The 22,127-nt window shown below is 50.3% G+C and carries 21 protein-coding genes; 14 read left to right on the forward strand and 7 right to left on the reverse strand.

The genetic code is table 11. From position 1 onward, the window contains the following. Positions 1 to 2 precede the first annotated feature (2 nt). The 8 genes from nadD to O3660_RS07880 all read left to right on the forward strand — a co-directional run bounded on the left by nadD (position 3) and on the right by O3660_RS07880 (position 10,329). Positions 3 to 608: a nicotinate-nucleotide adenylyltransferase gene (gene nadD / locus O3660_RS07845; RefSeq protein WP_049352645.1), complete on the forward strand. Its 606-nt coding sequence runs from the start codon at positions 3 to 5 to the stop codon at positions 606 to 608. A 58-nt stretch (positions 609 to 666) separates the two neighbouring features. Next, positions 667 to 1,053 (forward strand): ribosome silencing factor, encoded by a 387-nt coding sequence (gene rsfS / locus O3660_RS07850; protein ID WP_002246503.1) that lies wholly within the window; start codon positions 667 to 669, stop codon positions 1,051 to 1,053. 108 nt (positions 1,054 to 1,161) lie between these two features. Beyond that, a complete protein-coding gene (gene hrpA, locus O3660_RS07855) occupies positions 1,162 to 2,568 on the forward strand; it encodes an ATP-dependent RNA helicase HrpA (protein ID WP_080974682.1) in 1,407 nt (468 codons plus the stop codon). 101 nt (positions 2,569 to 2,669) lie between these two features. Next, a complete protein-coding gene (locus O3660_RS07860; protein ID WP_080974683.1) occupies positions 2,670 to 3,539 on the forward strand; it encodes a hypothetical protein in 870 nt (289 codons plus the stop codon). A 116-nt stretch (positions 3,540 to 3,655) separates the two neighbouring features. After that, on the forward strand, positions 3,656 to 6,658 hold the full coding sequence (locus O3660_RS07865; RefSeq protein WP_049352647.1) for a DUF3418 domain-containing protein: 3,003 nt from the start codon (positions 3,656 to 3,658) through the stop codon (positions 6,656 to 6,658). An 80-nt stretch (positions 6,659 to 6,738) separates the two neighbouring features. Further along, positions 6,739 to 7,935 carry a DUF262 domain-containing protein gene (locus O3660_RS07870; RefSeq protein WP_049352648.1) on the forward strand — a complete coding sequence of 399 codons (1,197 nt, stop codon included), beginning with the start codon at positions 6,739 to 6,741 and terminating at the stop codon, positions 7,933 to 7,935. A gap of 6 nt (positions 7,936 to 7,941) precedes the next feature. Then, the gene (locus O3660_RS07875; protein WP_371464802.1) at positions 7,942 to 8,571 is read left to right on the forward strand and encodes a HEPN domain-containing protein; all 630 of its coding nucleotides are present in this window, start codon (positions 7,942 to 7,944) and stop codon (positions 8,569 to 8,571) included. Positions 8,572 to 8,823: 252 nt separating this feature from the next. Continuing rightward, positions 8,824 to 10,329: a hypothetical protein gene (locus O3660_RS07880; protein ID WP_080974684.1), complete on the forward strand. Its 1,506-nt coding sequence runs from the start codon at positions 8,824 to 8,826 to the stop codon at positions 10,327 to 10,329. 248 nt (positions 10,330 to 10,577) lie between these two features. Here O3660_RS07880 and O3660_RS07885 read toward each other — a convergent pair whose 3' ends face one another. The 3 genes from O3660_RS07885 to O3660_RS07895 all read right to left on the reverse strand — a co-directional run bounded on the left by O3660_RS07885 (position 10,578) and on the right by O3660_RS07895 (position 12,622). Beyond that, entirely contained in the window at positions 10,578 to 11,348 is a 771-nt protein-coding gene (locus tag O3660_RS07885; protein ID WP_049336841.1) for a ParA family protein, read from the reverse strand. Positions 11,349 to 11,415: 67 nt separating this feature from the next. After that, the gene (gene rsmG / locus O3660_RS07890) at positions 11,416 to 12,045 is read right to left on the reverse strand and encodes a 16S rRNA (guanine(527)-N(7))-methyltransferase RsmG (RefSeq protein WP_036493627.1); all 630 of its coding nucleotides are present in this window, start codon (positions 12,043 to 12,045) and stop codon (positions 11,416 to 11,418) included. An 82-nt stretch (positions 12,046 to 12,127) separates the two neighbouring features. Next, positions 12,128 to 12,622 carry a hypothetical protein gene (locus O3660_RS07895; RefSeq protein WP_049352655.1) on the reverse strand — a complete coding sequence of 165 codons (495 nt, stop codon included), beginning with the start codon at positions 12,620 to 12,622 and terminating at the stop codon, positions 12,128 to 12,130. Between the two features lie 431 nt (positions 12,623 to 13,053). On the opposite strand from O3660_RS07895, the gene O3660_RS07900 reads away from it, so the two are divergent. From O3660_RS07900 to O3660_RS07910, 3 genes are all read left to right on the forward strand, one after another. Next, positions 13,054 to 14,526, forward strand: a complete 1,473-nt coding sequence (locus tag O3660_RS07900; protein ID WP_049352657.1) for a malate:quinone oxidoreductase — start codon at positions 13,054 to 13,056, stop codon at positions 14,524 to 14,526. 143 nt (positions 14,527 to 14,669) lie between these two features. Beyond that, positions 14,670 to 15,452 carry an indole-3-glycerol phosphate synthase TrpC gene (trpC, locus tag O3660_RS07905; RefSeq protein ID WP_049352659.1) on the forward strand — a complete coding sequence of 261 codons (783 nt, stop codon included), beginning with the start codon at positions 14,670 to 14,672 and terminating at the stop codon, positions 15,450 to 15,452. A 63-nt stretch (positions 15,453 to 15,515) separates the two neighbouring features. Then, a complete protein-coding gene (locus tag O3660_RS07910) occupies positions 15,516 to 15,887 on the forward strand; it encodes a DUF488 family protein (protein ID WP_049352661.1) in 372 nt (123 codons plus the stop codon). A 72-nt stretch (positions 15,888 to 15,959) separates the two neighbouring features. Here O3660_RS07910 and O3660_RS07915 read toward each other — a convergent pair whose 3' ends face one another. Together O3660_RS07915 and argG are read right to left on the reverse strand one after the other, a co-directional pair. Further along, positions 15,960 to 16,529: a DUF421 domain-containing protein gene (locus O3660_RS07915; protein WP_371464812.1), complete on the reverse strand. Its 570-nt coding sequence runs from the start codon at positions 16,527 to 16,529 to the stop codon at positions 15,960 to 15,962. 116 nt (positions 16,530 to 16,645) lie between these two features. Next, positions 16,646 to 17,989: an argininosuccinate synthase gene (gene argG, locus O3660_RS07920; RefSeq protein ID WP_049352662.1), complete on the reverse strand. Its 1,344-nt coding sequence runs from the start codon at positions 17,987 to 17,989 to the stop codon at positions 16,646 to 16,648. A 117-nt stretch (positions 17,990 to 18,106) separates the two neighbouring features. Here argG and O3660_RS07925 point away from each other — a divergent pair, with 117 nt between their 5' ends. The 3 genes from O3660_RS07925 to O3660_RS07935 are packed head-to-tail and all read left to right on the forward strand — an operon-like array spanning position 18,107 to position 20,496. Continuing rightward, a complete protein-coding gene (locus tag O3660_RS07925; RefSeq protein WP_049352663.1) occupies positions 18,107 to 18,907 on the forward strand; it encodes a competence/damage-inducible protein A in 801 nt (266 codons plus the stop codon). Continuing rightward, entirely contained in the window at positions 18,907 to 19,533 is a 627-nt protein-coding gene (locus tag O3660_RS07930; RefSeq protein WP_049352665.1) for a phosphatase PAP2 family protein, read from the forward strand. Before O3660_RS07925 ends, O3660_RS07930 begins: the two co-directional genes overlap by 1 nt. A gap of 12 nt (positions 19,534 to 19,545) precedes the next feature. After that, positions 19,546 to 20,496, forward strand: a complete 951-nt coding sequence (locus tag O3660_RS07935) for a YheT family hydrolase (protein WP_371464807.1) — start codon at positions 19,546 to 19,548, stop codon at positions 20,494 to 20,496. Between the two features lie 95 nt (positions 20,497 to 20,591). On the opposite strand, the gene O3660_RS07940 is transcribed toward O3660_RS07935, so the two are convergent. Further along, positions 20,592 to 20,885, reverse strand: a complete 294-nt coding sequence (locus O3660_RS07940) for a DNA-binding transcriptional regulator (protein ID WP_049352669.1) — start codon at positions 20,883 to 20,885, stop codon at positions 20,592 to 20,594. A gap of 404 nt (positions 20,886 to 21,289) precedes the next feature. After that, positions 21,290 to 22,069: a type I methionyl aminopeptidase gene (gene map, locus O3660_RS07945; RefSeq protein WP_003683983.1), complete on the reverse strand. Its 780-nt coding sequence runs from the start codon at positions 22,067 to 22,069 to the stop codon at positions 21,290 to 21,292. Positions 22,070 to 22,127 lie beyond the last annotated feature (58 nt).

The raw sequence follows: 22,127 nt of genomic DNA on the forward strand, positions 1-22,127 counted from the left end.
AAATGAAAAACATCGGATTATTCGGCGGCACGTTTGACCCCATCCACAACGGCCACCTTCACATCGCCCGCGCCTTCGCTGACGAAATCGGTTTGGACCTTGTCGTCTTCCTGCCGGCAGGCGACCCATACCACAAAGACAGCACGCGCACGCCGGCACAAGAGCGCCTCAATATGGTCGAACTCGCCATCGCCGACGAGCCGAAATTCGCCGCCAGCGACTGCGACATCGTCCGCGATGGTGCGACCTATACGTTTGACACCGTCCAAATCTTCCGCCAGCAGTTTCCCGGCGCGCAACTGTGGTGGCTGATGGGCAGCGACAGCCTGATGCAGCTGCACACATGGAAAAAATGGCAAACCCTCGTGCGCCAGACCCATATCGCCATTGCTATGCGCCAAGGCGACAACCTCAACAAAACCCCGCGCGAATTGCACGCATGGCTCGGCGAAGCCCTGCAAAACGGCAGCGTCCGCATCCTCGACGCGCCGCTGCACAACACCAGCTCCACCCAAATCCGTGCCGATCTCGCTAAAACCCACCATTCAGACGGCCTGCCGCAACCTGTCGCCCAATACATCCGCCAACACAAACTCTATGAAAAATAGCGTTTATTCAGGCAGATAAGCTATAATGCCGTCTGAAAACATTTCAACTAGGAAAATAATGAACGAACAAGAATTGCAAGACCTGCAAAAAATGGTCGAAGTGGCCGTAAACGCCCTCGAAGACATCAAAGCCAAAGACATCTCTGTTTTGGAAACCCAAGACAAAACCTCCCTGTTCGCCCGCATGATTATTGCCAGCGGCGACAGCACACGCCAAGTCAAAGCACTGGCGAACAACGTTGCCGTCGATTTGAAAGAAGCCGGTTTTGAAATCCTCAGCACCGAAGGCGACAGCGGCGAATGGACGCTCGTCGACGCAGGCGACCTCGTTGTCCACGTCATGCTCCCTGCCGTGCGTGACTTCTACGACATCGACACCTTGTGGGGCGGAGAAAAACCAAGTTTCCACGCCGGTATGCAAAAACCTTGGCACGCCGCCGACTAAAACGGTTTATCCATACAAAGGCCGTCTGAAACTTGAAAGCAAGCAAGTTTCAGACGGCCTTTTGCTATAATTCCATTCTTTTCACAATATTCAATTTATTGCACCATCATGCCGCAACCCGATTTCTCCCAAACCCTCTCCAAAGACCGCCACTTTCTGCGTTCCGCCTTCAAAAATCCTAACAAATACGGCGGCTTGCCCAAAGTCGAAGAAAAATACCGAAAATCGCACGACCTTTATTTGCAACGCCTGTCCAAGCTGCCCAAGCCCGAATTCGACAACACCCTGCCCGTTCACGAAAAGCTCGACGAAATCAAAAAAGCCATTGCCGAAAATCAGGTAACGATTATTTGCGGCGAAACCGGTTCGGGCAAAACCACGCAGCTGCCCAAGATTTGCTTGGAACTCGGGCGCGGGGCGGCGGGTTTGATCGGGCATACCCAGCCGCGCCGTTTGGCTGCGCGCTCAGTGGCGGAGCGGATTGCCGAAGAATTGAAATCGGAAATCGGCAGCACGGTCGGCTATAAAGTGCGCTTTACCGACCACACCTCGCGCGATGCCTGCATCAAGCTGATGACCGACGGCATCCTGCTGGCGGAAACCCAGACCGATCGTTATCTCGCCGCCTACGACACGATTATCATCGATGAAGCGCACGAACGCAGCCTAAACATCGACTTCCTGCTGGGCTACCTGAAACAGCTTCTGCCGCGCCGCCCCGATTTAAAAGTCATCATCACCTCGGCAACCATAGACGCGGAACGCTTCTCCCAACACTTCAACGACGCGCCCGTGCTGGAAGTAAGCGGGCGCACCTATCCCGTCGAAATCCTCTACCGCCCTCTGACCAGCAAAGACGAAGACGACGCAGAAGTGGAGCTGACCGACGCGATTGTCGATGCGGCGGACGAATTGGCGCGGCACGGCGAAGGCGATATTTTGGTGTTCCTGCCAGGCGAACGCGAAATCCGCGAAGCCGCCGAAGCCCTGCGCAAATCCACGCTGCGCCGCAACGACGAAATCCTGCCCCTGTTCGCACGCCTGTCGCACGCCGAACAGCACAAAATCTTCCACCCCTCAGGCGCGAAACGCCGCATCGTGTTAGCAACCAACGTCGCCGAAACCTCGCTCACCGTGCCGGGCATCAAATACGTTATCGACACCGGCCTCGCGCGCGTCAAACGCTATTCAGCACGAGCGAAAGTGGAGCAGCTTCATGTCGAAAAAATCTCCCAAGCCGCCGCCCGCCAACGCTCCGGCCGCTGTGGCCGCGTCTCTGCAGGCGTATGTATCCGACTGTTTTCAGAAGAAGATTTCAACAGTCGCCCCGAATTTACTGACCCCGAAATCGTCCGCAGCAACCTCGCCGCCGTCATCCTGCGCATGGCATCGCTGAACCTGGGCGATGTGGCAGCGTTTCCGTTTCTTGAAGCTCCCGACCAGCGGTATATCAACGACGGGTTTCAGGTGTTGTTGGAATTGGGGGCGGTGGAAGAAATGGGAAATATAAAATAGGGGATTTCAAGTGAGTAACCAGAAATTTTAAATAGCATTGAATTTGTTGATTTAAGATCTAAGCTGCTTATTTAAGAATATCAAAGGAAAAGGCTAAAAATATGTTGCGTTTACAGAATTATGGGAGATTTTTATATCCCCCAGATACAAAAGTAGTGGTTACTCATAATGATTATGAAACCAAGTTTTTTAATTATGAAAATAATTATGAAAGCGAAAGTTTGCTATATGGACATAGTCTAATAGATATTTTATTATCTGAATCTGAAATAAAATTAAATTTTGAAAGTAATCAACTTGTATTAAGTAAGGTTATTACATCAAATCCGCATAGTGATGTAACAAGGCTAATTGGTAGTATTGCTGAAATATTGGTAACGAAGTTTTGCAAAGAGTATCAAGAAGTAAATAGAAGATTAGGTATGTATGGAAGATGCGCGGAAAAATTATCAAATAGTATAGATAATTATGTTGCTGTTGCTACTGGTTCTCAGCAAACAAGATATTATTATCCAACATATTATAATCCAAATGATACACAAAGAGATATTATTTGGGTTCATAAGGAAAGCACAGAACATCAATTACTATGTGTGGGAGCAACAACATCCCATGGTAAGCCTGCTGGCATTCAAGTTAAAACAAGCCATAATTATCAATATGTGTTAAGTTCTATTGAAAAATATCATTACCCAATACTTTACTTTGATTTGTCTAATGATTGGTATCAATTGTATCATTCATTGGATAAGTCTGATTATTTATCTAGACTTATTCCTCATGATGATATAACCAATGAAATTAAACAATTTTTACTTGGGTACTTTAAGTTATTAATTCCGATTTTCACAGGTGAAAAAAATCTTCAGTATTTAATTGATATGTCTAAATATGAAGGATATGTTGATATATTGAAAGGCTTAGAGTTAGCTAATAATGATGGTAATAAGAAAATCTTGATACCCAAATAATTCTATTTAATCTTACTATTAGAGTAGTATTGATGTTATCTAAAAATAGTAGGTGCATCCTATGCACTGAAAACGTTCAGGCAGCCTGAAAACCCTTTAACCGAACCAATCCCACCATGCAAAACATCAAAACCCCCAACACGCCGTCTGAAAAACCAAACCGCTACCGCCTGACCAAACTCGGCGAACAAATGGTGCGCCTGCCCATTGACCCGAAAATCGCGCGCATTTTGCTGGCGGCGAAGAAACACGACTGCATGGCGGAAATATTGGTGATCGCGTCCGCACTGTCGATTCAAGACCCGCGCGAGCGGCCGCTGGAAGCACGCGATGCCGCGGCCAAGGCGCACGAGCGTTTTACCGACAAGCAATCTGACTTCCTTGCCTACCTGAATATTTGGGACAGCTTCCAGCGCGAGCGCGACAAAGGTTTGTCCAACAAGCAGCTGGTGCAGTGGTGTCGTCAATATTTCCTGTCGCACCTGCGGATGCGCGAATGGCGCGAGCTGCACCACCAGCTTGCCCAAACCGCGATTGAAATGGGTTTAACCACCAAAGAAGCCGCGTTTAGACAACCTCCTTCCCAAGAACAATTAAGGCCGGCTGAAAGCCAAGGCGATCAAGATTTGGCGGCAAAACTCAAACAAAAACAACTGGATAAGAAACAACACCGCGCCCAAATCCGTGCCGACAAAGAAGCGGGCTACGAACAAATCCACCGTGCCCTGCTGACCGGCCTTATCGCCAACGTCGGCATGAAATCGCCCGACGGCAACGACTACACCGGCGCGCGCGGCAGCCGCTTCCACCTTTTCCCCGCCTCCGCCCTGTTCAAAGCCAAGCCCAAATGGGTGATGGCGGCAGAACTCGTTGAAACCACGCGCCTTTACGCGCGCGACGTCGCCGTTATCCAGCCCGAATGGATAGAGCAGGAAGCGCCGCACCTCGTCCGCTATCATTATTTCGAGCCACACTGGGAGCAAAAACGCGGCGAAGTCGTCGCCAGCGAACGCGTAACGCTTTACGGCCTGACCGTATTGCCGCGCCGCCCCGTGTCTTACGGTAAAGTTGCGCCCGAAGAAGCGCGCGAAATCTTTATCCGCGGCGCATTGGTGGCGCAGGAAAGCAATCTTCAGACGGCCTTTTTTGCCCACAATAAAAAGCTGATTAAAGAAATTACCGAACTCGAACACAAATCGCGCAAGCAAGACGTATTGGTCGACGATGAAGCCCTGTTTGCGTTTTATAACGAACGCCTGCCCGATTTTTATACGGCGGATGCGGTTTCAGACGGCCTGTATCCTGCAAATCCCCAGCAAACCGCTCCCTCCCCCGTGGGGGAGGGCTGGGGAGAGGGCAAAACAGTTGCCGCACAAACCAACTTTTCCACAACCGCAGCAAACCCTCTCCCTAACCCTCTCCCACAGGAGAGGGAACAGAGTACCGCAGCCTCAACGGTTGCAGGCAGCCTGCACAACGTAGGTTATGTAGCGCAAGCCACGCACGCGGATTCTAAAGCTACGGACAACCGCGTGCGTGAACCGAGTTCATACACCCTACAAAATGTTTCAGACGACCCCAAACCCAAAAAGCAGCCTGCACCCCCAAAAGGCCGTCTGAAACCCCTCCCCCTCGCCGACATCCGCACCTTCCAAGCCTGGCTCAAAACCGCCGAGCGCGACAACCCGCGCCTGCTGTTCCTCAGCCGCGACGACCTCATGCAGCACGCCGCCGCGCACATCACCGAAGAACAATTCCCCAAACACTGGCAAACCGCAGACGGCAAATTCAAACTCAGCTACCGCTTCGATCCGCACCACCCGCTCGACGGCGTCACCCTCACCCTGCCGCTCACCGTGCTCAACCGCATCAGCCCCGCCGCCCTAGAATGGCTCGTGCCCGGCATGATACGCGAAAAAATCCAGTTGCAAATCAAAGCACTGCCCAAACAAATCCGCCGCATCTGCGTGCCCGTGCCCGAATTCATCACCCAATTTTTAAGCCAAAACCCCGACCGCAACGCCCCCATCCTGCCCCAGCTCGCCCAAGCCATCGCCAAAACCGCAGGCGACATCCGCATACTCGAGCAAATCAACCAAGACGAATGGGCCGCGTTCAAGCTGCCCGAACACTGCTATTTCAACCTCCGCATCATCGACGACGGCGGGCAAGAATTAGCCATGGGGCGCGATTTAATCCAAATCCAACAACAACTTGGCAAAGCCGCCGCCACCACCTTCCGCGACAACACCCAAGAATTCGAGCGCGACAACGTTACCGCATGGGACATCGGCACCCTGCCCGAATCCATCAAATTCGCACGCGGCAAACAACAGCTCACCGGCTATCTCGGCCTGCAAAAAGAAAAAGACGGCCGCATCGCCCTGCGCCTGTTCGACACGTCTGCCGCCGCCGAACAAGCCCACAGATTAGGCGTGATCGAACTCATGAAACTACAACTAAAAGAACAAGTTAAAGACCTGAACAAAGGCATCCAAGGCTTCACCCAAGCCGCCATGCTGCTCAAACACATCAACGCCGACACCCTGCGCGACGACCTCACCCAAGCCGTCTGCGACCGCGCCTTTATCGGCGAAGACGAGCTGCCACGCAACGAAAAAGCCTTCAAAGAACAAATCAAACGCGCCCGCAGCCGCCTGCCCGCCGTCAAAGAAGCCCTCAGCCGCTACTTGCAGGAAACCGCCGCCGCCTACGCCGAACTTAACAGCAAACTCGGCAAACACCCGCTTACCCAGCTCCTGCGCCAACGCCTGCAAACCCTGCTCGCCGCCGGCTTCGCCACCCGCACCCCGTGGGCACAATGGCCGCGCCTCCCCATCTACCTCAAAGCCATGACCCTGCGCCTCGAAAAATACAGCAGCAACCCCGCCCGCGACGCAGCCCGTGAAGCCGATATTCAAGAGCTGGAACAAATGTGGCAGGAAAAAACCGATAGCTTGGTGAAACAAGGATTGCCCGTTTCAGACGACCTCGCCGCGTTTAAATGGATGATTGAAGAATTGAGGGTATCGCTGTTTGCGCAGGAATTGAAGACACCGTATCCGGTGTCGGTGAAGAGGTTGTTGAAGGAGTGGGATAATATAAAACTTACTTACTAAATCAATGTATAATCTTGCAAGATTAGTGTAATATTTACTAACATATATTATTAATAATTTGATTAATAGGTATATTATTTATGAAAATTAATGACTTATTTGATATTGAAGATGATCAAGATGTAACTGAGGATTTAGACTTTGACTCTAAATCTATTCCTAATGTAGTTGTTAGTAGCAATGATTGGACTACTGAAACTATCATAAGACAAATAGAAAAAGGAAATATCATTTTAAATCCTGATTTCCAAAGGAGAGATGCTTGGAATAAGAAAAAGAAAAGCCAATTTATAGAATCTTTGATTTTAGGTTTACCAATTCCTCAAATAGTGTTAGCAGAATCTAAAGATCAAAAAGGTAAATATATTGTATTAGATGGAAAGCAACGTTTACTTAGCTTACGTCAATTTACAATACCCAAAAGCAGCTTGGATTATAAAAAATTTAATCTACAAGGATTGGATATTCGAAAAAAACTTAATAAAAAAAGCTATGAAGACTTATCACAAGATATTGAATTATCAGATGATTTTTCAAGCTTTGAAAATCAACCTATTAGAACAGTAGTAATAAAAAACTGGATGAGTGAAGATTTTTTATATCTAGTATTCTTAAGATTAAATACAGGAAGTGTGCCGCTATCAACTCAAGAGCTGAGGCAAGCTCTTCATCCTGGGGAATTCGTTAAATTTTTAAATGAAAAGTCGATGAAAAGTCAAGAATTAAAGAATATTCTTGGTTTAAAAGATGATACTGTTGATTTCAGGATGAGGGATACAGAATTATTATTAAGATATTTTGCTTTTAAAAATTTCATAGATGCATACACAGGAAACTTGAAGAGCTTTTTAGATTCCACATGTTATTTGTTAAATAAGGCATGGCTTGAAAATTTGGGGAAAAAAGAAGAATTAGAAAATCAATTCAATTTATTCAGTAAGGCTCATTCTCGTATAGTAGAGATTTTTGGTGAAAATGCTTATAGAAAATGGAATAAAGTGTCTTATGAATCTCGATTTAATAGAGCAATATACGATATTATGATTTTGACTTTCTCTGATCAAGAGGTTTTAAAAAAAACTGAAGATAATAAACTTCATAATACAATTGAAAAAGGCTTTAAAGATTTATGTTCTAACAAGGAAGATTTTCTAAAATCACTTGAAACTACTACTAAGAGCCTTTCATCCACTCAATGTAGAATAAATACCTGGTCATTATTTTTAAACGAAACTATTGGGACTAATTTACCCAAATATACTCTAGTGTCGGATTAATAAATTATGAACCCTAAAAATATAAGAACAAAACTACTAAATGATCTACAAAAAAGATTATCTTATCTGCGAAATAGTATGTTACCTAAGAAATTTGATGCATTGGGTAACTATGATGATCAAACTATCTTATTAACAGAGGCTTATATATTACTAGTACATGCAGAAATAGAATCCTATATTGAAACCGTTTGTCACGATTTGATTAAACATGTTGCTAAACAATGGACTGATGAATCTAAAACTTCTCCGACTCTTTTTTGCTTATTAGCTTCATACCACCATAGCTGGGTTGAACAAAAAGGAGAGCCGAAGAAAGCAAAAGATATTAAGGAAGCAATTCAGTTGGCTACGTCACAATATTCCCATATCATTAAATCAAATCATGGAATAAAACGTAATGATTTAAAAAAGATAATTATTCCGACAGGGGTTGATTATGATAATCTAGATGATTCTTGGATAAATAATATGGATGCATTTGGTAGTGATAGGGGGAAAATCGCGCATACTTCACATAAAAGTAGAATAAATTCTAGTGTTAGTCCACAAGACTCTCTAAATAAGTCAAATTCCCTTCTTGAAGGAATAAAGAAATTTGACCAAGAAATCATTAAATTATATTTAAATTCTTAAGTCTCTGGTCATACATATCAAAAAACCAATTCAAGTAAGTTGTAGCCCGCATCTAACCACGTGCATACGTTCAGGCACGCACGTGGTCTTTCTAAACTACTTCCTGCCCCACCCAAACCAAAAGGTCGTCTGAAACCCATTTTCAGACGACCTTTTGCCACATTGCTAAACAAATCTTCCCGCAACCCTCTCCCCAAACATCGCCCGAACCAGTAAACTCTCCATGTTTCAACAACTTCTTGGAAACCAACCATGCCCCGTATCCATCCGCTCCACCTGTTCCCACCCCACATCGCCGAACGCGGACTGCTGTATTTTCAGCAGGGCAAGGTTCGCGATGTCCAAAAAACTTCCTCAGGGCGTTATCGGGCGGAGGTGTGCGGTTCGGAAAACTATTCGGTATGGCTGAAGCTGGATAGTGATTTGTACATTAAGGACGGGGGCTGCGATTGTCCTTATGGCGGGGCGTGTAAGCATATGGCGGCGTTGTGGTACGCGGTGCGCGCTCAAACTCAGGATAACCATTCGGCAGAATCTGACGCGCAGCAGCCTAAACAGGGCGGCAATCCGTATCGGCAGCAGCTCTCGCAAATCTTTTCCCGAACCCGATATTATGATTACTACGAAGCTGCTGATTTGGGCTTCAGGCTGCAAAACTGGTTGGAAGATGTGGCGCAGGAGGGAACGGCGGCATTGCAACAGGCTTTGCCTCTGTTGATACCGCGTTTGCAGGATGCTTTTGAAAAGGCGGACGATTCGGACGGTATGTTGGGCGATGCTATGTATATGGCACTCGACCTGTTGGAAGAGGCGGTCATGGAAAATGTCCCGAAGCGTTTGATTAATTTTTTGGACAAATGCTTGGACGACAGCCGCTATTTTGATTTCTCGGAGGCAGGCAATAAAATCTACCAAATCCGCGCCCGAATCTGGCGGCTACGCGGTGAATGGCAGGCGTGGCAAGATTATGTGGCTAAACGTTTGGCTGTTACCAAGTCGGGTTGGGAACATGAATTTTGGGCATTTGAGGGTTGGCAGGTTTTGCAGGCGAAAGGCGATACTGCTGCCGCGCAGGATTATTTCAGACGACATCTGCACCTGCCGCAATTCAGACAAATCGCGGTAGAACAAGCTGTCGGTCAACAAGACTGGGCAGAAGCGGAACGCCTCTTGCGTGAAGGCATCAGCATTGCCGAAGATGAAGGAACACTCGGCACACTGCACAACTGGAAACTGCAACTTTTCGATGTATTGAAGGAAACCGGCAAAAATGTACGCGAAATCGCAGCGGATTTGGCGTTTTCCACCAGCCTTTCATTGCCGCATTATGAAGCGTGGAAAGCCACGTTTTCCGCCGACGAATGGCCGCATGAATTCAACCGCCTGCTTGCGCGCTTGTCGGGTCAATATTCGCTGCAAGCTGAAATATTCGAGCATGAACAGGAATTCGACCGGCTGCTCGCCCTATTGCAGCAACATCTTTCGTTGTACATGATGGAACGTTTTGCCCCGTCTTTCCCAGAGCTGTATCACGACCAAATCGTGGCTTGCTACCTGAAAATCTTTGCGGCTGAAATCCATAAGGCAAGCAACCGTAAACAATACCGCCAGCTCTTGAACCAATTAAAGATCCTTCGCCGCCAATATTCCGCACAACGGCAGGCGATGGAAGACTTTGCCGACGAAATCAGGGAGCGATATAGCGAAAAACCGCGCCGGCCTGCGTTGCTGGAAGAATTGGATCGGGTGGGGTTTTAGAAAAAAGCTGTTCATCTATACCTTGTAATAGATCTTTCTAAATAGCAAGCTGTAGCCTACATCAAACCGCGTGCGTGCCTTCGGGCGCACACCCTACCTATGAATCACAAAGAATTTGAAATTTATGCGTAGGGTGTGTGCGGTACGCACGCACGCGGTCTTTTAAAAATGTTCTTTCCAACCAAACTAAAGGCCGTCTGAAAGTATTTCTCCACTTTCAGACGGCCTTTTTATATTCATATTTCTGTTTATTTTTCCAACCGTGCAATCAGTTCATCAGCTAAGTCCAGATAAGCTTGGGTGCCTTTGGCGTGGGCGTCGTAGGCGAGGGCAGGGAGGCCGTGGCTGGGGGCTTCGGCGAGGCGGATGTTGCGGGGGATGACGGTATCGAAGAGCAGGTTGCCGAAGTGTTGTTTGAGCTGTTCGCTGACTTCGACGACGAGGCGGCTGCGGCTGTCATACATGGTGCGAACGATGCCGGTTACGTCGAGGTCGGGGTTGATGGCTTGGCGGATTTTGCGGACGGTAGCCACTAAGTCGGAAATGCCTTCGAGGGCGTAGTATTCGCAAAGCATGGGGACGATGACGCCGTTGGCGGCGACTAAGCCGTTGAGGGTGAGCAGGGTCAGGGACGGGGGACAGTCGATGAGGACGTAGTCGTAGTCGTCGGCAACGAGCTGCAGGGCGTTTTTGAGGCGGATTTCGCGTGCGATTTCTTGGACGAGTTCGACTTCTGCGCCGGCCAGTGTGCGGTTGGCGCCCAATACGTCGTAGCCGCCTTCTTTGCTGCGGACGACGGCGTTGGGGATGTCGGTTTCGCCGAGGACAACTTGGTAAACGCCGTTTTCGATGGTGGCTTTGTTGATGCCGCTGCCTGTGGTGGCGTTGCCTTGGGGGTCGAGGTCGACGACGAGGACGCGGCGGCCTTTGGAGGCCAGGGAGGCGGCGAGGTTGACGGTGGTGGTGGTTTTGCCGACTCCGCCTTTTTGGTTGGCGACGGCGAGGATTTGTGCGCTCATGTGTTTTGCTGTCGTGTTAAGTGTGGATGGCTGGATTGTACCGTTATTCGGTATGCTTGGGTTGTTTTCAGACGGCCTTTTTGCGGATGATGACGATATGGCGTTCGGCATTGAGTTGGGGGACGTGCAATGCTTCGACTTTTTCGACGGCGACGCTTTCGGGCAGTTTGTCGATTTCTTCTTGTGGGTATACGCCTTTCATGGCTGCCCAGTAGCCGCCGTCTTTGAGGAGGTGCTCGGTCCAGTTGACGAAGTCGGCGAGTTCGGCAAAGGCGCGGCTGGTGATGACGTCGGCGCGGCAGTCGGCGGCAGCTTCTACGCGGCCGCTGATAACGCGGACGTTTTTAAGGCCGAGTTCGATGACGGCTTGTTGCAGAAAGGCGGTTTTTTTGGTGTTGGCATCGAGGAGGGTGATGTCGAGGTCGGGACGGCAGATGGCGGTGGGTATGCCGGGCTGTCCGCCGCCGGAGCCGACGTCGAGCATGGTTTGCGCGTGTTCGATATAGGGCAGGAGGGTCAGGCTGTCGAGCAGATGATGGCTGACGGTTTGGGCGGGATCGCGCAGGGCGGTCAGGTTGTAGGTTTTGTTCCACTTTTGCAGCAGGGCGGCATAGTCTAGCAGTTTGGCCTGTTTGGCTTCGTCGATGTCCAAACCCAGTGCCTGTATGCCGTCGCGGAGCTGTTGCGCCTGATTCATTTGTTATTCCTTATTGGTTAAAACGCGTTGGATGTAATGGTAACGGAAAGCATGCCGTCTGAAAATGTTTGTGCCTGTTGAATCAACGTTTCATCTTGTGAAAGACGATGGGCTGCTCCGGCGCGCGCGTGAGCTGTTTGGGCAGGGTCAGCATGGCGATGATCCATACCGAGAGGGTGTAATAGAACACGCCTTGCCCGCGCATACCGGCCAATGCGACATTGCCTAAGATGGCTTCAAAAATCAAACCTGCCGCCGCCGAGGCACACGCTGCGACACCGGCAAGGAAGATGGCGTAACGCGAATGCCGGCGCATCATTTTTTTATACGCCAGCTTGGTCAGTCCGCCGGCAATCGGCAGGTTGAGGAAGGCAAACATGCCGCAGACAAACCATGCGACGGAATCCTGCCAACCGCTTTGCCATGCCCACGCGCCATCTTTGACCGTTATCAGCAGCCCTTGGCCGTCTGAAAAGGCGATTTGCACGATATTGTGCAATATCATCGCCAGCGGCAGGGTGAGGAACATCAGTGCGACCAATAGGGGGCGGTAGGGCTTTTCTTGAGTCAGGTACATGGCGGCTTGCCTTGGGGAAATAAGTTGAAATGATAGCAGATCGGCGGTTGATTCACGTTAGTCTGACGCCGAAATTGCTGACAAAAACAGTCAATTAAAAAAGAAATGAAAAATTATTTTTTCTTGGCAAATATTGGTAGATAAAGGGTGAGAAAACGTTTTCAGACGGCCTAATCTATTATTTTTATATGAACCGAACAGAAAATCTTTGCATTTCTCCGTAAAATCTACTAAATTCTTAATAACATATTATAAAGACCTGAAATCTGGAACCCAAACCGAAACTGCCTTCCGCCATTTACGCTCGGAAACTCAGCAGGCAAAAAGTTTCACACACAACAAAACCAAAAAATAATTCCTCTGAAATCAGTTGTTTATAATGATAGATAACCACAAGGCAAACCATGCCTGACTTTAGTAGGAGTAAAACCATGGCTGAAGCAACCGATGTCGTATTAGTAGGCGGCGGCATTATGAGCGCCACTTTGGGCGTATTGCTCAAAGAACTCGAACCATCTTGGGAAATCACCCTGATCGAACGCTTGGAAGATGTAGCGTTGGAATCATCAAATGCATGGAACAATGCCGGTACGGGACACTCTGCGCTGTGCGAATTGAACTATGCGCCTCTGACTGCCGACGGCACGATCGATCCGACCCGCGCCCTCAATATTGCCGAACAATTCCATATCAGCCGCCAATTTTGGGCGACTTTGGTCGAAGAAGGCAAACTGACCGACCGCACTTTCATCAATTCCGTCCCCCATATGTCGCTTGTGATGAACGCCGACCATTGCAGTTATCTGCAAAAACGTTTCGACGTATTCAAAAACCAAAAACTCTTTGAAAAAATGGAGTTTTCTACTGACCGCGCTAAAATCGCCGAATGGGCGCCACTGGTTGTCAACGGTCGTGATGAAAGCCAACCCATTGCCGCCAACTACTCCGCCGAAGGTACGGACGTTGATTTCGGTAATCTGACCCGCCAAATGGTGCAATATCTGCGCGAAAAAGGCGTGAAAATGGAATTCAACCGCCATGTTGAAGACATCAAACGCGAATCTGACGGCGCATGGGTACTCAAAACCTGCAACACTGAAAACCATGAAGACCATTTGACCCTCCGCAGCCGTTTTGTGTTCCTCGGCGCAGGCGGCGGCGCACTGACCCTACTGCAAAAATCCGGTATTCCGGAAGGCAAAGGTTATGGCGGCTTCCCTGTTTCCGGCCTGTTCTTCCGCAACAGCAATCCTGAAACCGTTTCCCAACACAATGCCAAAGTGTACGGTCAAGCTTCTGTTGGCGCGCCTCCTATGTCCGTTCCACACTTGGATACCCGCAATGTGAACGGTGAACGTCATCTGATGTTCGGTCCATATGCAGGCTTCCGCCCCAACTTCCTCAAACAAGGCTCGCTCATGGATCTGCCGATGTCCATCCAAATGGACAACCTCTATCCTATGCTCCGCGCCGGTTGGGCTAATATGCCGCTGACCAAATATCTCTTGGGCGAATTGCGTAAAACCAAAGAAGAACGCTTTAATTCGCTCTTAGAGTATTATCCGGAAGCCAATCCTGACAATTGGGAACTGATTACCGCCGGTCAACGCGTACAAATCATCAAAAAAGACCCGAAAAAAGGCGGCGTACTCCAATTCGGTACCGAAATCGTCGCCCATGCCGACGGCTCGCTGGCCGCATTGCTGGGTGCGTCCCCAGGCGCATCAACCGCCGTGCCTTTGATGATTAAGCTGGTCAACCAATGCTTCCCAGGTCGTATCGAGGCATGGTCAGGCCGTCTGAAAGAATTGGTGCCTGGCTACGGTATCAAGCTGAACGACAATCCGACTTTGGCGGACGAAATCATCAGCCACAACGCGACTGTTTTGGGTATCCATCACTAAATTAAAGCAGACACAAAGGCGGGCATTCTTGCCCGCCTTTTTTCAAACCATTAAAATAGCGGCATTCAGGCCGTCTGAAATCTAATCTGCGGCAGCATGTTGCATGATTCAAACCCGAAAATCAGCCCCAATAGAAAAACGCCATGACCGATATTCTCAACAAAATCCTTGCCACCAAAGCAGAAGAAGTGGCCGCCCAAAAAGCCGCCGTTTCCTTGGAAGACATCAAAGCCCAAGCGCAGGCTGCCGCGCCTGTTCGCAGCTTTATCGGCTCGATCCGTGAAAAACATGCGCAGAATCTGCCTGCCATTATTGCCGAAGTCAAAAAAGCCAGCCCGAGCAAAGGCCTGATCCGTCCTGATTTTCATCCTGCCGAAATCGCCGTTGCCTATGAAAAAGCAGGTGCGGCCTGTTTGTCCGTGTTGACGGACGAACCTTATTTCCAAGGCTCGCCCGAGTATTTGAAACAGGCGCGTGCAGCCGTGGCGTTGCCGGTCTTGCGTAAAGATTTCATCATCGACGAATATCAAATCTATCAAGCGCGTGCGTGGGGTGCGGATGCGGTTCTTCTGATTGCCGCCGCCTTGGAAGCCGGGCAGCTTGAGCGTTTTGAAGCCGTGGCCCACGAATTGGGCATGACTGTATTGTTGGAATTGCACGATGCGTCCGAGCTGGAAAAATGCCGCAACATGACCACGCCGTTGTGGGGCGTCAACAACCGCAACCTGCGTACGTTTGAAGTAACCCTGCAACAAACCCTCGACCTCTTGCCTGAATTGAACGGCAAAACCGTTGTAACCGAAAGCGGCATTCGCAACAAAGAAGACGTTGATTTCATGCGCAGCCACGGCGTGCATACTTTCCTGATCGGCGAAACCTTTATGCGAGCCGACGATATCGAAGCCGAAGTCAAAAAACTGTTTTAAACCCTAAAAACATCAGGCCGTCTGAATTTTCAGACGGCCTGAATCGATTTGAAGGCAGACATAATGTTTACCGTACAACGCATTTACGCTTATCAACCGAATCCCGAGCAGACCGCCGTCTTTATCGACCGCCTCTATCCGCGCGGTATCTGCAAAGAGGTTTTCGCTACTGCACTTTGGCTGAAAGACATTACGCCCAGTGCAAACCTGCGCCGCTGGTATCACGAAAATCCGGCTCAAAATTTCGACGGTTTTGTCAGTCGTTATTATGAAGAGTTACATGGCGATACCGAGCAGGCCGCCATCAAGCAGTTGCTGGATTTGGAGCGGCAACACGGCAATATCCTGTTGCTGACCGCCGTCAAAGATCCCCGGCATTCCCACGTCTCTGCGTTGGCTCAATTTTTGGGTGCAAGGTTTGAATACCGCGATTAAAAGATCAGTGTTTGAGTTGAATGCAAAAAGGCCGTCTGAAACCGAAGTTTCAGACGGCCTGCTTATTTCAAATCAAGAAGGATAACGGTGTGCCACCAATTTTCCGTCTATGTATTCGCCGATATAGACTTGCGACGCTTCAAGGTGGAGGCGGTCGAGTTCCTGTTGCAGCCATTCTTCATCACGCTTAATGATTTCGAGGATGTCGGTGTCGACTTGGCCGTCTGTAATCAGTGGATAGCGCAGGCTTTCGTCGCCGTACTTAATGACGGCGAGCTGGCCGTTTTGTTCCATCACGGCGCGTTTGACGGCAGAGATTTCGTAGATGCCGGCGGCGCGGAGTTTGAACATGAGGTCGTGTGCGCTGATGCCGTTTTTCATACATTCTTCTGCTTGGACTTCGCCGTTGACGATGGTCCAAACGGATTTGCCGTCAATTACGGATTTGATCCAGCGGTTGTGGTTTTTGATGAATTTCAGGCTCGATACCAATAGCGTCCACAAAATCAGTACGAGGAAAAATTGCAGCAGGCCGACGCTGTCGCTGTAAATCACGCCGCCGATGATGCCGCCGAGTACAAAGTTTTGTACTTGATCCATGGCAGAGGTCGGTGCGAGGTTGTCTTTATCTAAGATGTTGATTTACAAAATTAAACATAAAATATCCATCTAATCTGAGGAAAAATAGAAAGGTCGTCTGAAAACTAAATTTCAGACGACCTTTCCCGTTTGAAACGGTCCCAAATGGCAGGGTTGCTTTATTTCTTATTACCCAACTGCGGCAATACCGATCCTTCGCCCAGCGACAGCAAACCGCTTTGCGAGTAGATACCCAGTTTGGCGCGGGTGTCGGTGATGTCGAGGTTGCGCATGGTGAGCTGGCCGATGCGGTCGAGCGGTGTGAACGCGGCGTCTTCGACTTTTTCCATACTCAGGCGTTCGGGTTGGTAGGTCAGGTTAGGCGATTCGGTGTTCAGAATTGAGTAGTCGTTGCCGCGGCGCAGCTCGAGGGTGACTTCGCCGGTGATGGCTTTGGCGACCCAGCGTTGGGCGGTTTCGCGCAACATGAGGGCTTGGCTGTCGAACCAGCGGCCTTGGTAGAGCAGGCGTCCGAGGCGCAAGCCGTTGATGCGGTATTGTTCGATGGTGTCCTCGTTGTGGATGCCGGTTACCAAGCGTTCGTAGGCGATGTGGAACAACGCCATGCCCGGGGCTTCGTAGATGCCGCGCGATTTGGCTTCGATGATGCGGTTTTCGATTTGGTCGCTCATGCCCAAGCCGTGACGGCCGCCGATGCGGTTGGCTTCGAGGAAGAGTTCGACGGGGTCGGCGTATTCTTTGCCGTTCAATGCAACCGGCACGCCCTCTTCAAAGCGTACGCTGACTTCTTCGGGTTTGACTTCGACGTTTTCGTCCCAGAAGGCAACGCCCATGATGGGTTTGACGATTTTGATGCCGCTGTTGAGGAACTCCAAGTCTTTGGCTTCATGCGTTGCGCCGAGCATATTGGAATCGGTGGAGTAGGCTTTCTCCACCGACATTTTGTAGTTGAAGCCGTTGGCAATCAGAAATTCGCTCATTTCGTGGCGGCCGCCGAGTTCGTCGATAAATTGTTGGTCGAGCCAAGGTTTGTAGATTTTCAGCGCGGGATTGGTCAAGAGGCCGTAGCGGTAGAAACGCTCGATGTCGTTGCCTTTGTAGGTGCTGCCGTCGCCCCAGATGTTGACGTCGTCTTCTTTCATGGCGGAAACGAGCATGGTGCCGGTCACGGCGCGGCCCAAAGGCGTGGTGTTGAAATAGGCGATGCCGCCGGTGGAAACGTGGAACGCGCCGCATTGGATGGCGGCGATGCCTTCCTGTGCCAACTGCGCGCGGCAGTCGATTAAGCGGGCGTTTTCCGCACCGTATTCCATCGCTTTTTTGGGAATGGCGTTGTAGTCGTCTTCGTCGGGCTGGCCGAGGTTGGCGGTGTAGGCATAAGGCAGCGCGCCTTTGAGTTTCATCCACAACAGCGCGGCAGAGGTATCAAGGCCGCCGGAGAAGGCGATGCCGACTTTTTGACCGATGGGGAGGTGTTGCAGGATAGTGTGGTTGTGGCTCATGGAGAATTCTTCCTTCAGACTTGAAAAACGGGTTCCATTATCTTATAAATGGAGCATATTGTCAGCCGTGAGGCCGTCTGAAGATTTTCAGACGGCCTCCAAGAAGAAACCTCATTTATGAACACTTTCAACCTCATCATCATCGGTGACGAAATCCTGCACGGCAGCCGCCAAGACAAGCATTTCGCCTTTTTCAAATCCCTGCTGGAATCGCGCGGGCTGAAGCTCAATCAAGTGCAATATCTGCCCGACGAACCTGATTTGTTGGTCAAACAACTGCGCCGCAGCTTTTCAGACGGCCTGCCGACTTTCGTTACCGGCGGCATCGGCTCTACGCCTGACGACCATACCCGTCAAGCGGCCGCCGCCGCTTTGGATTTGCCCGTCGTCCGCCATCCCGAAGCCGCCAAGTTCATCGAAGGCGTTACCCTTAAACGCGGCGAGCCGCTTGACGCTCCCGAACACGCCCAGCGTCTGAAAATGGCGGATTTTCCCGAAGGCGCGGAATTGGTGCCCAATCCGTTTAACAACATCGCCGGATTTTCCATCCGCGAGCATTATTTCTTCCCCGGTTTCCCCGTGATGGCGCACCCGATGGCGGAATGGGTATTGGAAACTTATTACGCCGACCGCTTCAACCAAACCGAACGCGGCAGCCGCAGCGTGTATGTGTTCGACCAACCCGAGTCGCGCATTACGCCGATTATGGAACATCTTGAACATACCTACGCCGGTGTCCGTTCTTACAGCCTGCCCACCGTGGGCCGTACCGATTCAGACGGCCGTTATACTCCGCCGCATATCGAATTCGGTATCAAGGCGGAAGGTGAGGCCTGCCGCTTGCTGGATGCGGCGTGGGAAGATGCGTTGCAGGGTTTGCAGGCGATTGGCGCGACTTTGAAAGAAACGGTGGAATAATGCACTTATCCCCGGCCCAATCCAGACGCGCACTGATTTTTGCCTCTTTGCTGTTTTTACCGCCGACTCTCATCATCGGCATTTGGCTGGCGCAATATGGCGGCTTTGCTTTTGAGCCGCCGCTGATGCACGCCGTCCATGCCCATGCGGGCACATGGTTTGATCCGATTGCCACCGTGTTGCACTATCTGGGCAAAACCGCGATTGCCGTGCCGCTGATCGGCGCGGTTGCCGCCGCCCTGTATTTTGCCGATAAGAAGCGCGAAGCGCTGTTTTGCGTGTTGGCGGCATTGGTGCCGACTTTGAACATGCTGATTGTGAAGGTATGGTTTGCCCGCGAACGTCCGCTGCTTTGGCCGCGCCTGATTGAAGAGAGCAATTTTTCCTTTCCCAGCGGCCACAGTACGTTTTCCGCCGCCATTGCCGTCATGCTGATATTGCTTTGCCGCCGCACGCGCTACCGCCGCGCCGCTTGGATAGGTGGTATTTCCTTTGCCCTGTTGACCGGGTTTTCACGCATTTATTTGGGCGTGCATTATCCCACCGACGTTTGGGCAGGCTGGACAAACGGCACGCTGACTGCATTGCTGGTGTATATGATCATCTTCAGGCCGTCTGAAAAATAGAAGAAATAAATCATGAATACACGTTCACCCAACACGCCTTATTGGCTCAGGAACGGCCATGCCGATACTCTGTTTGCCAAGCTGCTGCAAGGCAAGGCGCCCGACTACCGCCGCGAGCTTCTGCCCGACAGTACCGGCAAAACCCAAGTTGCCTACGATTTTGTCGACAGCGCCAATCCTGATGCGCCGTTGGTGGTTTTGTTCCACGGACTGGAAGGCAGCAGCGAGAGTCATTACGCAGTCGAGCTGATGAAAGCCGTGCAGCAGCGCGGTTGGAACGGCGTGGTTGCCCATTTCCGCAGTTGCGGCGGTATAGAAAACACCGCGCCCGTGTTCTACCACCTCGGCGATACGCCCGAAATCGCCTTTATGCTCAACACACTGGCCCGACGCTATTCAACCATCTACGCTGTCGGCGTTTCTTTTGGGGGCAATGCCCTGGCCAAATATTTGGGTGAGCAGGGCAGCAATGCCGTTCCACGCGCATCTGCCGTCGTTTCCGCGCCGGTTGATGCCGTAGCGGCCGGTACGCGATTTGATCAGGGCATGACGCGACTGATTTACACGCGCTATTTTTTAAATTCGCTGTTGCCGAAAGCCCAGGCGATTCCTCAGTTTCAGACGGCCTTAAGCCAGCAAAACTGCAAAACGCTTGGCGATTTTGACGACCGCTTTACCGCGCCGCTACATGGTTTTGCCGACCGCCACGATTACTACCGCCGTAATTCCTGCAAACCGTTCCTGAAAGGCGTGGGTACGCCGTTACTGCTGCTCAATGCCGTCAATGACCCTTTCCTGCCGCCAGAAGCCCTGCCGACCGGGCGGGACGTGTCCTCGGCCGTTACGCTGCTGCAACCGGCATACGGCGGGCATGTCGGTTTTGTCAGCCGCGATCAAGGCCGTCTGAATCTGCAATGGCTGCCACAAATCGTGTTGGACTATTTCAAACAGTATCAGCCGTAAATGAAAAAGGGCATGTATGCAGACATGCCCTTAGGGTGTAGAAAGTAAAAAGGCCGTCTGAAAACGAGTTTCAGACGGCCTTTTGAATAGTTTGATTATTTACCTTTGTCGGCTTTGGCTTCTCTTTTCAGAGAAGCGTACAACTCAGGGTCGCGGTTTTTCAGCAGGGAAGCAACGGCCAAGTCGTCACGGTTAACTTTAGCCAAATCTACGCGCTCGATGTGTACCAAACGCAGCAATTCGCGTACAGGTTTAGGCATATTGCGGCCAGATTCGTAACGGGAACCGCCGGATTGAGTCACACCAATGCGGCTCCAGAAGTCCATTTGGTTCAGGCCGAGTTTTTTACGGATATCGCGGATGTTTTCAATTTTTTCGAACGATTTCATGAATCTTCCTTATTGTGGTATTTGTTGCATGCCTCTAGGCATAAAAATGGGTCTGCAAGAATGCCGGCATCCCTTTCCTGTAGGCTTTTGGGGTGATATGTGGGCGTATTGCAAATGACTGATCTAGATAATTAGACAGTATATTCGAAAGAAGTTTTCCGCTGTCTGCCATAATTTGTGTAAATATTTCTTAATTCATTATTTCAGTAAATTTTCATTATATAAATCATTAAATTATGCGCTTATCTTAAATATGGCGTAAGCAAATTTTTACATAATTAAACAATTCAATTTGGGTGAAAACTTAATTTCGAGTTTTTATTCGGTTTTCTAGATTGAGAATGCGAATAAACTTCAGGCCGTCTGAATCTATGTTTTCAGACGGCCTGAAGGTTTTTTCAAGGTTAAGGCTTACCGCTGGCAGGGCTGATGGTGAGGATTTCGTAGCCGGTTTCGGTAACCAAAACTTCGTGTTCCCATTGGGCGGAGAGGGAGCGGTCTTTGGTAACCACTGTCCAACCGTCGTTCAGGATGCGCAGATGGCGTTTGCCTTGGTTGATCATCGGCTCGATGGTAAAAATCATGCCCGGTTTGAGGACGAGGCCCTCACCTTTGCGGCCGTAGTGGACTACTTGAGGTGCTTCGTGGAAGCCGCGGCCGATGCCGTGTCCGCAGAATTCCTGCACGACGGAGTAGCCGGCATTTTCGGCAACCTGTTGGCAGGCATAGCCGACGTCGCCGAGGGTGGCGCCGGGTTTGACCGCTTCTATACCCGCCATCATGGAGGCGTGGGTCACGTCGATCAGGCGTTGGGCAATCGGGGAGACTTTGCCGACGGTAAACATACGGCTGGAGTCACCGTGGAAACCGTCTTTTTTAATGGTCAGGTCGATGTTGACGATGTCGCCTTCTTTCAGCGGCTTGTCGTCGGGAATGCCATGGCAGATGACGTGGTTGACGGAGGTGCAACAGGATTTCGGGTAGGGCGGGTTGCCGTAGTTGAGGGGAGCTGGATAACCGCCTTGAACGTTGACGTGGTAGTCGTAAACGAGTTTGTCGATTTCGTTGGTGGTGACGCCGGGTTTGACGAATTGGCCGATGTAATCGAGGGCTTCGGCGACCAAGCGGCCGAGTTCGCGCATTTTTTCGATTTCTTCGGGGGTTTTGATGATGACTTCGTTCATGAGGTTTCCTTCTTGTTTCAGACGGCATGGAGGCCGTCTGAACGGGACGGGTGTGCCG

Source organism: Neisseria sp. 27098_8_139, assembly GCF_041433195.1.
Classification (GTDB): Bacteria; Pseudomonadota; Gammaproteobacteria; order Burkholderiales; family Neisseriaceae; genus Neisseria; species Neisseria subflava.

What these genes read in the sequence shown, in the direction of transcription:
- nadD (WP_049352645.1), top strand. Translation starts at nt 3, where the DNA reads ATGAAAAACATCGGATTATTCGGCGGCACGTTTGACCCCATCCACAAC.
- rsfS (WP_002246503.1), top strand. Translation starts at nt 667, where the DNA reads ATGAACGAACAAGAATTGCAAGACCTGCAAAAAATGGTCGAAGTGGCC.
- hrpA (WP_080974682.1), top strand. Translation starts at nt 1,162, where the DNA reads ATGCCGCAACCCGATTTCTCCCAAACCCTCTCCAAAGACCGCCACTTT.
- O3660_RS07860 (WP_080974683.1), top strand. Translation starts at nt 2,670, where the DNA reads ATGTTGCGTTTACAGAATTATGGGAGATTTTTATATCCCCCAGATACA.
- O3660_RS07865 (WP_049352647.1), top strand. Translation starts at nt 3,656, where the DNA reads ATGCAAAACATCAAAACCCCCAACACGCCGTCTGAAAAACCAAACCGC.
- O3660_RS07870 (WP_049352648.1), top strand. Translation starts at nt 6,739, where the DNA reads ATGAAAATTAATGACTTATTTGATATTGAAGATGATCAAGATGTAACT.
- O3660_RS07875 (WP_371464802.1), top strand. Translation starts at nt 7,942, where the DNA reads ATGAACCCTAAAAATATAAGAACAAAACTACTAAATGATCTACAAAAA.
- O3660_RS07880 (WP_080974684.1), top strand. Translation starts at nt 8,824, where the DNA reads ATGCCCCGTATCCATCCGCTCCACCTGTTCCCACCCCACATCGCCGAA.
- O3660_RS07885 (WP_049336841.1), bottom strand. Translation starts at nt 11,348, where the DNA reads ATGAGCGCACAAATCCTCGCCGTCGCCAACCAAAAAGGCGGAGTCGGC.
- rsmG (WP_036493627.1), bottom strand. Translation starts at nt 12,045, where the DNA reads ATGAATCAGGCGCAACAGCTCCGCGACGGCATACAGGCACTGGGTTTG.
- O3660_RS07895 (WP_049352655.1), bottom strand. Translation starts at nt 12,622, where the DNA reads ATGTACCTGACTCAAGAAAAGCCCTACCGCCCCCTATTGGTCGCACTG.
- O3660_RS07900 (WP_049352657.1), top strand. Translation starts at nt 13,054, where the DNA reads ATGGCTGAAGCAACCGATGTCGTATTAGTAGGCGGCGGCATTATGAGC.
- trpC (WP_049352659.1), top strand. Translation starts at nt 14,670, where the DNA reads ATGACCGATATTCTCAACAAAATCCTTGCCACCAAAGCAGAAGAAGTG.
- O3660_RS07910 (WP_049352661.1), top strand. Translation starts at nt 15,516, where the DNA reads ATGTTTACCGTACAACGCATTTACGCTTATCAACCGAATCCCGAGCAG.
- argG (WP_049352662.1), bottom strand. Translation starts at nt 17,989, where the DNA reads ATGAGCCACAACCACACTATCCTGCAACACCTCCCCATCGGTCAAAAA.
- O3660_RS07925 (WP_049352663.1), top strand. Translation starts at nt 18,107, where the DNA reads ATGAACACTTTCAACCTCATCATCATCGGTGACGAAATCCTGCACGGC.
- O3660_RS07930 (WP_049352665.1), top strand. Translation starts at nt 18,907, where the DNA reads ATGCACTTATCCCCGGCCCAATCCAGACGCGCACTGATTTTTGCCTCT.
- O3660_RS07935 (WP_371464807.1), top strand. Translation starts at nt 19,546, where the DNA reads ATGAATACACGTTCACCCAACACGCCTTATTGGCTCAGGAACGGCCAT.
- O3660_RS07940 (WP_049352669.1), bottom strand. Translation starts at nt 20,885, where the DNA reads ATGAAATCGTTCGAAAAAATTGAAAACATCCGCGATATCCGTAAAAAA.
- map (WP_003683983.1), bottom strand. Translation starts at nt 22,069, where the DNA reads ATGAACGAAGTCATCATCAAAACCCCCGAAGAAATCGAAAAAATGCGC.